The sequence below is a fragment of the Saprospiraceae bacterium genome (assembly GCA_016719615.1).
Lineage (GTDB): Bacteria > Bacteroidota > Bacteroidia > Chitinophagales > Saprospiraceae > Vicinibacter.
Window position 1 is genome coordinate 560,070 of the sequence record JADJYQ010000005.1, and the last position, 12,790, is coordinate 572,859.

At 38.3% G+C, this 12,790-nt stretch carries 9 protein-coding genes; 4 read left to right on the forward strand and 5 right to left on the reverse strand.

Features of this window, described 5'->3' with window-relative positions:
- Positions 1-15: 15 nt before the first annotated feature.
- Genes IPM92_11895 through IPM92_11905 form a run of 3 tightly spaced genes read right to left on the reverse strand, consistent with a single transcriptional unit; the run spans position 16 to position 2,666 of the window.
- Positions 16-720 (reverse strand): hypothetical protein, encoded by a 705-nt coding sequence (locus IPM92_11895; protein MBK9109035.1) that lies wholly within the window; start codon positions 718-720, stop codon positions 16-18.
- Entirely contained in the window at positions 702-1,958 is a 1,257-nt protein-coding gene (locus IPM92_11900) for a 3-deoxy-D-manno-octulosonic acid transferase (GenBank protein ID MBK9109036.1), read from the reverse strand. Before IPM92_11900 ends, IPM92_11895 begins: the two co-directional genes overlap by 19 nt.
- Before the next feature lie 3 nt (positions 1,959-1,961).
- Positions 1,962-2,666, reverse strand: coding sequence for a hypothetical protein (locus IPM92_11905; GenBank protein ID MBK9109037.1), 705 nt, complete (start codon positions 2,664-2,666; stop codon positions 1,962-1,964).
- Between the two features lie 291 nt (positions 2,667-2,957).
- Here IPM92_11905 and IPM92_11910 point away from each other — a divergent pair, with 291 nt between their 5' ends.
- The 3 genes from IPM92_11910 (at position 2,958) to IPM92_11920 (ending at position 7,788) form a co-directional block, all read left to right on the forward strand.
- A complete protein-coding gene (locus IPM92_11910; protein MBK9109038.1) occupies positions 2,958-3,914 on the forward strand; it encodes an SDR family oxidoreductase in 957 nt (318 codons plus the stop codon).
- Positions 3,911-4,972: a dTDP-glucose 4,6-dehydratase gene (gene rfbB / locus IPM92_11915; GenBank protein MBK9109039.1), complete on the forward strand. Its 1,062-nt coding sequence runs from the start codon at positions 3,911-3,913 to the stop codon at positions 4,970-4,972. The genes IPM92_11910 and rfbB overlap by 4 nt, the downstream gene beginning before the upstream one ends.
- Before the next feature lie 74 nt (positions 4,973-5,046).
- Positions 5,047-7,788 carry an SLBB domain-containing protein gene (locus IPM92_11920; GenBank protein MBK9109040.1) on the forward strand — a complete coding sequence of 914 codons (2,742 nt, stop codon included), beginning with the start codon at positions 5,047-5,049 and terminating at the stop codon, positions 7,786-7,788.
- A gap of 488 nt (positions 7,789-8,276) precedes the next feature.
- On the opposite strand, the gene IPM92_11925 is transcribed toward IPM92_11920, so the two are convergent.
- Positions 8,277-9,755, reverse strand: a complete 1,479-nt coding sequence (locus tag IPM92_11925) for a polysaccharide biosynthesis C-terminal domain-containing protein (protein ID MBK9109041.1) — start codon at positions 9,753-9,755, stop codon at positions 8,277-8,279.
- 56 nt (positions 9,756-9,811) lie between these two features.
- Here IPM92_11925 and rffA point away from each other — a divergent pair, with 56 nt between their 5' ends.
- The gene (gene rffA, locus IPM92_11930; protein ID MBK9109042.1) at positions 9,812-11,017 is read left to right on the forward strand and encodes a dTDP-4-amino-4,6-dideoxygalactose transaminase; all 1,206 of its coding nucleotides are present in this window, start codon (positions 9,812-9,814) and stop codon (positions 11,015-11,017) included.
- Between the two features lie 495 nt (positions 11,018-11,512).
- Here the strand turns inward: rffA and IPM92_11935 are convergent, their stop codons facing one another.
- Positions 11,513-12,784, reverse strand: coding sequence for a 1-acyl-sn-glycerol-3-phosphate acyltransferase (locus IPM92_11935; GenBank protein MBK9109043.1), 1,272 nt, complete (start codon positions 12,782-12,784; stop codon positions 11,513-11,515).
- Between the last annotated feature and the right edge of the window lie 6 nt (positions 12,785-12,790).

Sequence of the window (12,790 nt, forward strand, 5' to 3'; positions counted from 1 at the left end):
AGCTAAGCTTGCTTCTCAGATAGTTAGAAGCTCAGGTAGTTGGTTTAATCCTTTAAATGGGTAGGGATATTGCTGAACAGCCTCCTTGAGATTAGGTTTAAACAGATCAACCAAATGGAACTCAAAAAAATTTTTCTTTTTGGGATCAACCGCAGTTTTGACTCCATATTTCTTGGCAAGATGCAAGATTTTTCCTATCCATTCTTGATGCAACAATCCTTTATTGTAGTCCTGAAGGATGAGTACTTCTGGTTTATCTGCGGTAAATAATTCTTCCAGTTTGAGGAGCGCCTGGCCTTGTATAGATGAAGACACAGGTTCTTCGCTTTCAACATCAATCCGGGTGATTTGATGCCCTTCTGCCATAACCCTGGTTTTTAAGGTAGTTGGTCTTCCTGGATCCGTGAGTAAGTAAATCCAGTCACAGGCTGAATTTTGCAATAATTTTTCAAGGATCGCAGCATTTTCATCCTTACCAGCCAATCCTATCAGACTCACTTTGCAGCCCATAGACTTGAGGTTGGCTGCCACATTGGAAGCTCCGCCGGGTTTGTCAAAAATTTGTTTTTGCAATATAATGGGTACCGGTGCTTCCGGCGAAATGCGATGCGCAGTTCCATTGATATATCTGTCAATCATGACATCGCCGATCACAGCTATGTGTAAGGAACTAAGGTCCTGTTTTAAAATTTCGATTTCCTTTATGTGTGCTTTTGCCAATGCTTTAAGTCTGCTTGTAAATGGATAAAAATTTGATCACTTGCCCCCAAATTTTCTGCAATGTACGTTAGGATTTTCTCTTTCAAAAGTGCTGACCGGCCCTGAATTTGAGTCGTGATGCCTATAAGTTCGGGCGGGTAATCCAAGGTAAATGCCAGGCCTCTTTCCAAAAGTTCTTTTGCTTCAGGAAACTTATGATAATTCGGTCCAAAACAAACCGGAATTCCAAAACTGGCGGGTTCCAAAATATTGTGAATGCCCTTACCGAAACCACCGCCCACATAAGCAAGTGTGGCATATTTGTAGATTCGGGCCAATTGGCCTACCTGGTCGAGGATTAAAACCCTGGTCGTTTCTAAATTTTCGAATTGGCTGTATCTTTCTGTACAATTTTCAAATGTGCGTTCTATTATCTCCAAATCTTTTTTGCGGATTTTGTGAGGAACGAGGATGAGTTTCCAGGATCTTTCCAAAAGGTTTTTGAGACTTGGTTTTAAAAGTCGGACGTCTTCCGGCCAAACGCTACCTCCGATAAAAATGGGAGCATTTGCACAAAAAGTTGATACAAGCTCATCTGCATATGGTTCATGGGCCATTCTAAAGACCCTGTCCAGCCGGGTATCACCAACGACAGTACTATGCATATAACCCTTGCTTAAAAGATATGCTTTGCTTTGTTCATCTTGTAGAAAGACATGTTTTGCTTGCATGACCTTTCGGAGCAAGCTTCTAAAAAATGGCCTTAACAAATAATGATTTTTTCTAAAAATGGCGGCTATAAAAAAATAAGGAATATTTCTTTTGTGCAATTGCGACAAAGTTGTAAACCAAAATTCATATTTGATAAAAATAACAAGTTGTGGATTCAAAAGATCTAAAAAATTGTTCACATCTGCGCCAATGTCTGAAGGAAAATAACATACATAATCTACCTGATCGTAATCTTTTCTTTTTTGGTAACCAGAAGGTGAAAAAAAACTCAGAATAAGGAGGTAATCCGGAAATTCAGAACGGATTTTTTCAATTAATTCGCGACCTTGTTCCAATTCACCTAAAGATGCGGCATGGACCCATAATCGAGGTCTTTCATGTAATGGATAACGTGCGTTGAAATTTGTAAAACCGAGTTCCCAATTTTTTCGACCTTCTACAAATGCTTTAGCATCCGGCAAAAAGAAAGCAGCCAGGCGAATGGCTTTAAAATAAAGGAAACTCAAAATCCGGTATGCAACTAACATTCGTTAGTATTCGATGTTTTCGGAATGTTTGCCGAGATAAAAGGGGAGGTAAATGGCGAGTTTAAACTGGAGCATTATGTCCAGCCGCGATTTTCCAAGTTCGGAAATACCAAGATCGTAATGAAAGGATCTTTGATTATTGGTAAATCCAAAAACAGTTTCAAGGCCTGCATAATATGAGAATTTGCCCTTATTGGAAAGCGATTCATAACCGATGGAAGGGATCAGTGCGATTCCATTACTTAATCTGTCGAGACCTTTCAACATAGCTGTTGTGAACTGCGGGAGTGAACGCGCATCATCTACGAAGCGAATTTTATGTTCATAAAATCCACAAGCCATTTGCCATTTCAGACTTTTGCGACTACTGGTGTTGGGCGATACCGGTATGAGACCACCCGCTGAAAATTGAATGAGAAAAGCTCTTTCGCGCAATTTCATTTCGGAGAGCAACTGATCAAAACCGATGAGCAATCCTTCAAAATCTGTTCTAAACGGCACTAAAACATCTTCTTTTACTTCGGAACCAAAGTATAAAGTATAACGCAGACCATAATTAAAATTATTGGAACCAGCTTGGTAGTTCAATCCTCCACCAATGCCCAAATGTGGACCAAATCGCTTGGCAAGATCTGCACCCGGGATCCCCATGCTGTAGTGAAATTCGGGATACCACACAGCAGAATTCTGGCCGTAAAGGGTGAACATTCCGGACAGGAATAGAACAATGATTGCGGTCGATCTATATTGGAGCATATGGGTAATAGATTAGTGGAAGTTAAAGGTAAAGTGAGATCCTGGATCAAAAATAAGAAAGGCAAGGGGAATCGTTTTAAAATCAACAAATCGTCTCTTTAATATAGTTATATTTCATAATGTGTAAATAATTAAATTATAACTAAATTAAATATTAAAATAAATTAATATATATTTAAAATTTTCTTTATTTGCCATTGATTATCAAATCACTTATTGGCTTATTTGTACATTTGCAAACGTATGAGCCCATCAAAAATTTTAATTACCGGTGCAGCCGGGTTTATTGGTTCACACCTATGTGATCGATTCATTCGCGAAGGCTACCAGGTTATCGGGATGGATAATCTTATCACCGGTTCGCTGACCAATATTGAGCATCTTTTTAAATTGAAAGCATTCGAATTTTACCATCACGACGTTAGCAAATTTGTGCATGTGCCTGGTAAACTCGACTATATTTTGCATTTTGCATCTCCGGCTTCGCCGATAGATTATTTAAAGATGCCTATCCAAACTCTGAAAGTTGGGTCATTGGGTACTCATAATTTACTTGGCCTGGCAAAGGAGAAAAAGGCTAGGATACTTATTGCATCAACGTCTGAGGTATATGGGGACCCCCTCATTCATCCACAAACAGAAGATTATTGGGGCAATGTAAACCCCATTGGTCCGCGGGGTGTGTATGATGAAGCTAAAAGATTTCAGGAAGCCATCACGATGGCCTATCACCGATATCATGGGTTAGAAACGCGTATCGTTCGAATTTTTAATACCTATGGCCCGCGTATGCGCGTTGATGATGGCAGGGTCTTGCCTGCATTTTTCAAGCAAGCGATCCAGGGAGAAGATCTCAGCATCTTTGGTGATGGCTCTCAGACCAGGTCGTTTTGTTATGTCGATGATTTGGTGGAAGGGATTTACAGATTGTTATTAAGCGATTTTGCGATGCCCGTGAATTTGGGGAATCCTCAGGAAATCACCATTCGCGAATTCGCCGAAGAAATTCTCAGATTGGTTATTGGCAGTCCTTCCAAAATAAGCTACCATCCGCTTCCGGAAGACGATCCTAAACAAAGACGGCCCGATATCCAACTTGCGCAAAATTTATTGCAGTGGGCTCCTAAAGTTGACCGGAAACAAGGTCTGGCAATGACTTATGAATATTTTAAAGAAGTTTTAGGTCCAAAAGCATCATGAGCATTTTACAAAAAAGAATTTTAATTACCGGAGGGGCCGGTTTCATAGGATCGCACCTCGTAAGAAGGTTTGTAAATAATTATCCGGATGATGAAATCTTTAATTTAGATCAGCTCACTTATGCCGGAAATCTGGAGAATCTGAAAGACATAGAATCATCTCCCAACTATCATTTTATCAAAGCCGATATCAATGAGCTTGACGATCTCAAAAAAATTTTTGATTCCAATCTTATTACGGATGTCATTCATCTAGCGGCAGAATCGCATGTCGACCGATCTATACAGGATCCAACGGCATTTATGAAGACCAACATACTCGGTACTTTAAACCTATTGTTATGCGCTCGCGATTTTTGGAAACATAAAATGGTTGGACATAAATTTTACCACGTGAGTACGGATGAAGTATATGGATCGCTGGGCGAAACGGGAGCATTTACAGAACAAACTGCTTATGATCCCCGGTCGCCATATTCAGCTTCAAAAGCAGGATCAGACCATATGGTTCGCGCTTTTTATCATACCTACCATTTGCCGGTCATTGTGTCCAACTGCTCCAACAATTATGGACCGAATCAGTTTCCCGAAAAGTTGATACCACTTATTATCAATAATATTATTCATAAAAGAGAGTTGCCGGTTTATGGCCAGGGTTTGAACGTACGAGATTGGTTATGGGTAAAAGATCATGTTGCCGCCATCGATCTGCTGTTTCATGAAGCAAAAGTTGGAGAGACGTATAATATTGGCGGGGAGTGTGAAAAAACAAATATTGATTTGGTGCAGATGATATGTGACCTCATGGATCTCAAATTGGGGCATGTTCAAGGAACTTCCAGACAATTGATCCGATTTGTAAAAGATCGGCCGGGTCACGATTTGAGATATGCGATCGATGCCTCAAAAATTAAAAATGACTTTGGCTGGAAACCAAGTCTGGCCATAGAGGAAGGATTGTCGGCGACGATCGATTGGTATCTTCAGAACGAAGACTGGTTGAAAAATGTAACTTCAGGCGCCTATATGGATTATTATAATCATCACTATTCGAAATAATAATCCTTCAATGATGCAGGTGCATTGCGAAAACATTCAGAAATTTATACCTGTCTGTATTTAATTGCCGGAAAATGAGAAAAATTAAAAGTCTGATCTTCTTTTTTATTTTAATAATTCTGGATACGCAAGGCTATCTATTGTTTGCTCAAACCAGGCAAATTGCTGAGGATAAGGCCAAACTTGAACTCGAAAACAGAGGCATCACTGAAGATGAATTGCGGGCTAAATTATTTGAAAAAGGAATTGAGCTCTCACATCTGGACAAATTGACTGCTGAACAAGCGCTGGCAATGCAGTCAGAAATAGAACAAGCCATGCGCGAAATAGAACAGGAAAAAGCAGAAAAGCGATCTCGTAAAATGGCTCCTTCTGCGCTTGATAAAAGATCTGCTTCATTGAATTTAAAATCGGAAGAATTGGTCTTGTCATCAAAAGATACAAGTCGTTTGGCAGACTCAAGTCGATTAGGCTTAAATGCAAAAAGAGAAGCCTCCGAAATTTGGGGGCAACATTTATTTCGCGAAAATCAGTTCAGCGTATACAAAAGCGGGGATTCTCAAAAACCTCCGCCCACCTATATTTTAGGCACCGGAGATCAGATTACCATCAGCATTTGGGGATTGAGTCAATACAATGATGTATTTGAAATCCAGGCTGATGGATATATTTTACCTGCAAGAATGCCAAGAATATTTCTCAGAGGTATCAGCCTTGAAAAAGCGCAAAAATTGCTAAGAGATCTTTTTAAAAGATATTACAGATTCAGCGATCATCAATTTGATCTTTCGCTCAATATTTCCAGAACGATAAATGTCAATGTATTCGGCGAAGTAAGACAAGCGGGAGGATATTCTTTACCTGCTTTGAATACTGCATTTAATGTTTTAGCAGCAGCAGGAGGTCCAACTGAGATAGGAAGTGTCCGTAAAATTAAGGTGATCCGAAAGGGGAAATCGAGCAATTTGGATCTTTATAAATTTATGGAGAATCCGCTGGTTGAGAAAGATTTTTACCTCGAGAACAACGATATTATTCAGATCCCTGTCGCTGAGAAAATAGTCAGTATTTTGGGTGCGGTCAAAAGGCCGTATCGCTATGAATTATTGGAAACTGAAAATCTGAATCAACTGCTCAGTTATGCCGGTGGCCTTGATGAGAATGCGATCACAAAGACGCTGCAAATTGAAAGGATTCAAAATGATAAAAGGGTGATCATTGATGTAGCGTTTGATGAATTACGCGCAAAAAAAGCTGATTTCCTTTTAAAAAGAGGCGATAAGATCATCGTATATTCCATAAAGACAGGACCTGAAGAATTGTTGTATGTGAGTGGAGAGGTGCGCGTTGAAGCCAGTTATCAATTTGTACCAGGCATTAAATTATCTGCTTTGGTTGCGAAAGTTGATTTTACAAATGCATCCAATTTAGAAATGGCATTTCTCAAAAGGCATAATGCCAACGGCACGTATACATTAAAGCGGGTCAATGTGGCTGCCATTATTGGTGGGAATAGCGCTGCGGATGTTTTATTACAAGCCAATGATGAACTGATGATTTATAAAAAAAGCAGTTTTGTTGATCAGGCGTATATCAGTGTCAATGGTGCCGTCCGACAGGAAGGCAAGTTTAATTATAATCCCAATGAAGATACACGTGTAAAGGACCTGATACTTTTGGCAGGAGGCTTAAAATCGGATGCTTATCACAGTGCACTTCTCTATCGAAAAAATCCGGCAAACAATAAAGATTTTGAAGTGATCCGGGTAAGACTGGATGAGATCATGCAATCAGAAATTTCAAGTGAGAATATTTATTTGAAAAATTACGACAGTTTAGTGGTGCTTTCGCAAAGTCATTTTGACGAAGCCTTGTTTGTTGAAATTTCAGGAGCCGTGCGCAATCCCGGGCGATATGCATACGGCAATGGCATGAAGCTTACGGATCTTGTAAGTCTTGCCAGTGGTTTTACTTTTTTCGCAGCTTCCAATCGAATTGATGTTTTCAGAATGCAGCTTAAAAACGGGGAACCCTCTAAAACCATTGTCAAAACCATCACCACGGGATTGTCCTTACAAGCCGATCAGGTTTCACCTGGTTTTGAACTGGAGCCTTTTGATATCATCGTTGTGAGGAGTCAACCGGAATTTCAGTTTCAACAGATTATACAACTGGAAGGTGAAGTCAAATATCCGGGACCTTATGCGCTCATCAACCCTAACGAACGTTTGTCAGATATCATTACACGGGCCGGAGGATTGACAGCAGAGGCATTTCCTGCGGGTGCTACTTTATACAGATCCAGCGACAGTATTGGTTATGTGGTTATAGATTTAAATTTGGCTTTGGAAAAAGTAAAATCGCACACCAATATTATTTTAAAACAAGGAGATTATCTTTTTATACCCAAGCAAAAAGATCTGGTGAGAATAGCAGGAGCAACCAATGTCAAAGATTTATATCCTGAGAAATTACTTTCCAGCAATAATGCCATATCTGTAGCTTACCAGGAAGGCAAATCTGCAAAGTTTTACATTGACTATTATGCAGCTGGAATTTCCAAATCAGGAGACCCTCAAAAGGTAACTGTTGAACATGCAAACGGTCGAGTGGATCGGACCAAGAATTTTTTATTTTTTAAAATGTACCCCAAAGTAACAAAAGGGGCGGTTGTCAATGTGGGTTATAAAGATCAAAAGCCTGCCAAGGCTAAAGGCGAAAAGAAAGAAGTGGATTGGGCTAAAGTTGTTGCCGATTCCATTGCCCAGGCAACGGCCATTTTATCTCTCATTTTATTAATCGACCGGATTGATTAGTAGGAGGAAGCTTGCAGTTCTCAGTTCTCAGTTTCCAGTTTCCAGTTTGATAAAGCCTAACAGCCTAACAGACTAACAGACTATTCCTCCAAGCAGTCAAATAGTCAAGTAGACTTCTTCCTATGTGCCTACGAAAAGAAGTTTTCAGTTTTCAGTTTTCAGTTTCCAGTTTCGAGTTTGATAAAGCCTAAAAGCCTAAACGCCTAACAGACTATCCCTCTAAGCAGTCAAACAGTCAAGCAGACTTCTTCCTATGTGCCTACGAAAAGAAGTTTCCAGTTTCCAGTTTGATAAAGCCTAACAGACTAACAGACTAAACAGACTAACAGACTATCCCTTCAAGCAGTCAAATAGTCAAGCAGACTTCTTCCTCTCTGTCTACGAAAAGAAGTTGCCAGTTTCCTGCGCCAATGATCTACCCTGAATGGGCATATGTAAGCCGAATCCAATTTATTCATCAAATCCTCAAAATCTATCCATTTTGCCCCTTAATCATCAAACCTTTTTATAAATTTCTCCGCTACAAATTTGTTCAGGTCCGGGGAGCATTTGAAAATGAATGTCAAAAGTAAAAAACTAAATCCGGAGGTAATCATTTGTAAAAACAAGGACATGTATGGATTTTCCAATTCAAATGCACCATTGAAAATTACAAAAGTGACGGATGCTATACCTAAAACTTTCAGACTTTGGATGGTGAAAGGATGCATATTTAATAAAAAATATACCAACAGCGTTTTGCACAGATTATACAAACCTACAGAAACAAAAGTGGCAAAAGCTGCGCCGGTAATGCCCCACTTGGGGATCAGGTAATAATTTAGAGAAATATTAAGAATGGCCATTCCGATCAATAGATACAATTCATATTTATAATATTTGGAGTAGGAAAGTATATGATGATTGGTTCCGGTCGCAGCATCGATGGCTCTTGAAAACAATAGAAAGTACACTGCAGTTTTAATGGCATTAATTTTCGCTGCATTCGGCATTATATTGCTCAAGGTATCGAAAGATATCATGAGCATGATCACTAAAAAAAAGGTAGCCATCATCATGTGGATAGATCCTGATTGGTAATATTTTAAAAGGGCAGTTTGATCATTTTCTTTGCTATAATGTGCAATAGACGGATTGAGTGCATCCGTTATGGCGGTCGCAGGAATAAATACCACATTGCTCATAAACATTGCCAAGGTAAATAAACCGGTGGCTTCTGCGCCCATCATTGAACCCACAAAAAAGGAATCTAATCGCAGCGCAAGCACAGCACTTGTCCCGCTCAGTAAAGAAAATCCGGCATATTGTAATAATTTATTTCGTTCGGTTTGTTGGTATAAATCTTTGCTAAATTGAACCAGAAATGATTCCTTTTTTGAGATCCTGATCATGATCCAACAAACGACAACTGCATAATAAAGAAAGATGAGTGTGATAAAGCTTTTGTACGCAATAAAATTTTTAATCGAAAGTATAAATAAAAGGGGTAAAAATATTTTCAATAGGAGGGCAGTCCAGGCTGTCCAGTTAATTTTTTGAAAATTAATACAAAGTTGCGATGCAAATTCATAACACACCAGTAGTATCGTAAATGGTAAAATCAAAAAATAAACTTCGGCGAGTTTGTTATCCGAATGGAAGGAATCCAAAATGAACTTATAAAAGAAGCAAAACATGAACGAGAAAATTAAAATTCCCATACCATAGGCAGTTAATATAAATCCAAAGAATCCTTTATGATGATTTCCGGGATCTTTATAATATGGAAAAAATCGCAGCATGACATTTCCAAAACCAAGGCTCACGAAGGGTACCAGCAGAGAGGCCGTATTGGTAAGAAATCCGTAAATTCCGTATAATTCTAAATCTTTAGGATACAAAAACAAAGTACTCAGACTGCCTATGGCTGCAGCAAGAATATGGATAATCGCTGCTTGAAGACTTTGTGTTTTAGTTTTGCTTAGCATTTTATCTGTCTTACAGAATTCAATGAGTGTTGCGCACAAAGTTACATTGCTTTAAAATGCGATGTGAAGGGAATCATTTTGTGTGTACTTTTGGCAAATTCTTTTCATCAGTTGCATTTTTTGTGGAAACCATTCAATTACATGTTGAAAATCTTCATCCTTCGATCGAGCAGTATCTCAAAGAGCTACTAGTTACCGGAAGCTTTAATACGGACAATCGATTTGCGGAAGAAGCTGTACGTTGGTTAAACTTAAACTTTAAGCCTGCTTATAGTTTGTTGACAAACAGTTGTACGGATGCTCTTGAAATGTCTGGATTGATTCTCGATTTGAAAGAAGGAGATGAGGTCATTGTGCCAGCTTATACTTATGTTTCAACAGCCAATGCTTATTGTCTTCGGACCCGGGAATTGCGTTTCGCAGATTGTCTCCCCAACAGGCCGGTGGTCGATTTGTCGACCATAGAGCCCTTGGTCACCGCAAATACGAAGGCCATAGTGGTCATGCATTATGGCGGCATTGCTGTTGAAATGAATGCACTTGTTGATTTTTGCAAGCAACATCAGATCGCATTGATAGAAGATGCTGCACATGCGATTGGAGCTACTTATTTGGGAAGGCCCCTTGGATCTTATGGAGATATGGGAAGTATTTCTTTCCATTATACAAAACCAATATCTTGCGGGGAAGGAGGTTGTATTTTATTAAATAGGGAGAAATGGATCAGCAAAGCCAATTGCATTTATGAAAAAGGAACCAATAGAAAATTTTACAAAGAGCAGCAACTCTCGAAATATGAATGGTTAGACCTTGGATCGTCATATGCAATGTCTGGCATACAAGCCTGTGTGCTTGCGGCCCAATTACAATCCATAAATGAAGTGATAACGAAAAGAGTGAAAATCTGGCAAACTTATATGGAATTACTTGCGCCATTATGCCAAAAAGGTCACTTCCAATTGCCGGATGTGCCGGAAGGAAACCAAATCAATGGTTCTTATTTTTTTATTAAATTACAAGAACCTGATCGCAGGGATGATTTTATACATTTCTTGAAAAATGCATCGATCGAATCTGGTTTTCATTATTTGGCTTTACACAGGAGTCCATTTTATGCGAATAAGCGGAATCAATTTCTGCCTAATGCCGATTCTTTTGAAGCGAGTTTAATCCGTTTACCCATACATACATTACTGCAACCAGATCAGCTCGAATATATAACAGCCATCATAGATTCATATTTTGGAAAGCAAGTTGTATAATGGCTCAAATGTAGTTGTGGAATCTGGTAACATTCAAATAAAATTGCAATCAATTAAAAAGGCCGCATCATTGCTGATCGGCCCGGCAGTTCTCATAGTGTGAATATGGATTTCCTGTTGAGAACAGGATTTAATGATCTTCTAATATTATTCTGTTATAAATAATTGGGATTCAAAGAAAGGCAGATCCTTGAAAACTAACAAGTAATAGAAGCTAAATTTATTGGTACTTGCCGGAGCTTTATTAAAATGCCCATCGGAATGATTAAAACCTAAATAAAATACAACATTCCATATCAAAGTGACAATAAATTAGGAATTTTTTACTTACAGTATAGAAAAGCTTCATATGATCTTTAAAATATCAAATAAAACCTTTAATTGGATGAGGTCGAGATATGAATTGCTGCCATGAAAATTAAATTCAATGGTGCTATATTTAATTTACAATATTATTTATTTTAAAAATATTAGATCTTAAAGTCTACAATTTCATTACAAAGAAAATAATTTTTCAATGCGATGAAACAATTTTTGTTTTTCTTTTTTATCCATTTCTGAAATTCCGGTGAAGCTATATTTTGCATATGCTGCAAAATCCAGAAATAACATAAATCCAAAAAGTGAAAATTGCAAAAGCACTACTATGATCATTCCCCAAAACATATTCATTTGAGTTGTGATCACCCAAAATGCAATTACACTAAAGCTCGCATGTAAGAACATAGAAACCGCAAGTCGAACCGGTGCATAGAATTCAATATGTTTGATTTTGGTTTTTGCAAATTGTTTGGACAGTAAAAGTGGAATTCCATAACAAAGAATACCAGGTATGGATATTAAAAATGTAAAACAGAGTTTTAGAATTAACCAGGATCTTTGAAAAATACTGCTATCGAGTCTAAAATTTAAAGAAGGCAATGAAGTAAATTTATTTGAATATTCGCCAAGGGTTTGACGGACAAGTTTATGATCCTGATGATTTAACTGTTGATAGTTTAATGCAAATTGTTTCATTTTTTCAAAAGCAGTGTGTGCCTGAATTTTTTGGGCAGCTGGGAAAGGCATTAATTTAGGTTCTACCATATCGCAGAGTTTATCAAATTCTCTGACATCTTGCTCTGGATGAATAGAAACCACCACTTGATCTAAATGCTTTTCAAAAGTCTTGGTAATTTCAGTTAATTTATCGCTGTTATCAGTACAAGTACTCAGCCATTTTTTGATTTCAACAGATTTTCCAAACCTGATCATGACATCACTTCGGGCTTTGGTTGGTGCACTGTAGAAGATTCCGGTTGGAATGACATATAATGGCTCAATATTAAATTCTTCAATGGCACCAAGGGCAAGTCTTGCAGCGCCTTTTTGGAGCGGTCGAAGATATTTTACCATGAGGGTGCTTGCTTCTGGAAATATGAGAATTGCTTTTCCATCGGCAAGTACTTTGAAGGATTCATCAAAAGTGCTTTTGTTTTTTTTCATGTTTGTAAAGCCATCCTTAAATCTAAAAATGGGGATTTGATTGGTCCATTTTAAAATAGGCTTTAACCATTTTTTTTCAAACATATCTCCTCTCACTAAAAAATGAAGATCTCGATGTTGAAAGCATGCCACCAAACAAGCTTCTAAAAATGAATTGGGATGGTTTACAATGAATAAAACCGCAGCATTTTTAGGGATGTGCTCAGTTCCTGAAACGAAGATGCGCCTAAAATAGAAGCGAAAGCTTATATTGGCCCATATTTTTACGAATTTATAAAACACGATATG